This window comes from Halorubrum sp. SD612 (genome assembly GCF_002135005.1).
In genome coordinates this window covers 1-2,052 of the sequence record NZ_NEWI01000286.1, presented here as the reverse complement: position 1 = coordinate 2,052, position 2,052 = coordinate 1, and the positions used below count along the sequence as shown (strand labels likewise).

Annotated in this window: 3 protein-coding genes and 1 pseudogene; 3 read left to right on the top strand and 1 reads right to left on the bottom strand. The window is 67.0% G+C overall.

Translation table 11 applies throughout. The annotated features are described in order from the left end of the window. From B9G38_RS16490 to B9G38_RS16480, 3 genes are all read left to right on the top strand, one after another. The coding region (locus tag B9G38_RS16490) for a SufD family Fe-S cluster assembly protein (RefSeq protein WP_198945728.1) at positions 1 to 311 on the top strand (311 nt) is incomplete at its 5' end. A gap of 135 nt (positions 312 to 446) precedes the next feature. Beyond that, positions 447 to 932: a ferritin family protein gene (locus B9G38_RS16485; RefSeq protein WP_086221098.1), complete on the top strand. Its 486-nt coding sequence runs from the start codon at positions 447 to 449 to the stop codon at positions 930 to 932. Between the two features lie 43 nt (positions 933 to 975). Further along, positions 976 to 1,419: a metal-dependent transcriptional regulator gene (locus tag B9G38_RS16480; RefSeq protein WP_086221097.1), complete on the top strand. Its 444-nt coding sequence runs from the start codon at positions 976 to 978 to the stop codon at positions 1,417 to 1,419. 110 nt (positions 1,420 to 1,529) lie between these two features. Here B9G38_RS16480 and B9G38_RS16475 read toward each other — a convergent pair. Next, a pseudogene (locus tag B9G38_RS16475) lies at positions 1,530 to 2,052 on the bottom strand (peptide chain release factor 1); the annotation flags it as partial.

Genomic DNA, 2,052 nt, shown 5'->3' with positions numbered 1-2,052 from the left:
AGGACGTCGGCGAGGACGCGTGGAACACCTCCAGCTACCAGCGCGAGAACACGCTGATGCTGTCGGACGACGCCGAGGCCGACGCGTCGCCGAAGCTGATCATCCACAACCACGACACCGAGGCGTCGCACTCCGCGACGGTCGGGCAGGTCGACGCCGAGGACCTGTTCTACCTCGAGAGCCGGTCGATCGACTCGCGGACGGCGCGGAACATGCTCGTCGAGGGCTTCTTCGTGCCCGTCCTCGAAGAGATCGCGGTCGACGAGTTCCGCGACGACGTCGAGGAGCTCGTCTTCGAGCGGCTTCAGTAGGCCGTCTGCGCGGCGCGGATTTTTTGTCAGCGGGAGTCGCGGAGCGACCGAGGACCGAGGGGAACGGCTTAAGACCGACGACGCCCGAGTCGGAGGTATGCGAACCCGCGTATCGCGCCGTCTCGGGTGGTCGCGGTGAGCGTGAGCCAGCGGGTCGCCTCCGACGACCAGCTCGCGCGGCTGCTCCAGATCGGAATCGTGCTCGAAGAGGTCGTCGAAGCGCGAACGCACCGCCACTACCAGCAGCTGGACGCCGAGCTCGACGAGGAGGTGGAGACCCTGCTCGCCGACGCCGCCGAGGAGTCGGCCGACCACCGCGAGCGCTTGGAGGCCCTCGTCGAGGGGCTCGGCGTCGACAGCGTCCCGTTCGACGAGATCGAGTCGCTGGTCGACGCGCGCTACGGGCGGACGCGGCCGGAGGACTTCGACGACGTGCTGTACGACCAGCTGTGTAACGAGGAGACGGCGTACAAGTTCTACGACGACCTCATCGAGGCGATCGAGGACTCCGACGCGGCGTTCTCGATCGACCGCGAGGAGCTGATCGCGACCCTGACGGCGATCCGCGACGAGGAGGCCGAGGGCGTACGGGAGATCACGGAGGTCATGGAGCGCCGATGAACCGGACAGACGAGTCGCCGACGACGGTCGACGGAGGACAGCCGTGAACACCGCAGATCAGTACCTCAAGACGATATACGTCGTACAGGACAGCGAAGACGGTCCCGCCTCGACCGGGTCGATCGCCGACGCGCTCGGCGTCAGCCCGGCCAGCGCCAACGAGATGATCGGCAAGCTCGAGGAGCGCGGCCTCGCCGAACACGAGAAGTACAAGGGCGTCACGCTCACCGACGACGGCATCGTTCGCGCCCGCGACGCGCTCCAGACCTACTGTATCATCGAGCGCTTCCTCGCGAACGTCCTCGCGGTCGAGGACTTCCAGGCGGAGGCCCGCGAGCTGGAGGCCGTCATCGACGACACGGTGGCGGAGCGGCTCGACACGATCATCGACCGGCAGCCGGAGTGCCCGGACTGCTTCGACCCCGAGTCCGACGCCTGCGCGTGCTTGGAGATCGCTCCGGAGCCGGTCGAGCCGGAACAGCAGTAAGGGAAGCGCCGCGGGAGGCCCTCAGAGAGCCGTTTTAGCTGAATGTAGGCGGTAAGCCCCCTTGCTTAAGGAGCAACGCAGCCCGAAGGCGGCGAGTAGGCAGGGGAAGTTCACACGCCGGTCGAGTACCGCAGGATACCCGCGATTCCGCCGAACGCGTCGAGCAGCTGCTCGCCCTTCTCGAAGTCCGTGGAGATGAACCGCGTCTCGGTGCCGCGCTGTTCCGCGATGGCCATCAGGTGTTCGATGACGTCCTCGCGCTCCTCGACGGCCGCCTCCTCGCCGCACTCGCTACACTCGTGGTCGGGCGTCGAGTGGCGGGCGTCGACCACCTCGTACTCCTCGTGGCCGTTCGGGCACTCGTAGACGACCACGTCCGAGCGGAGGTCCTCGGAGATGAGCAGGCGGTCCACCGACCCCATGATCAGGTTCCGGCGGGTCTGCTCGAACCCGTAGGTGGCCTCCTGCCCGGTGTTGAGCTTCTCGAAGAACTCCTCCATGTCGTTTTTGTCCTGGACGATCTACTGGTCGTCGAGCGCCTCCTGCCCGGCCTCGACGAGGTCCTTCATGCCGGAACCGTCGGTGTAGGCGACGTCGAACCTGCCCAGCACCCTGTCCCGCAGCTCGTGGGGG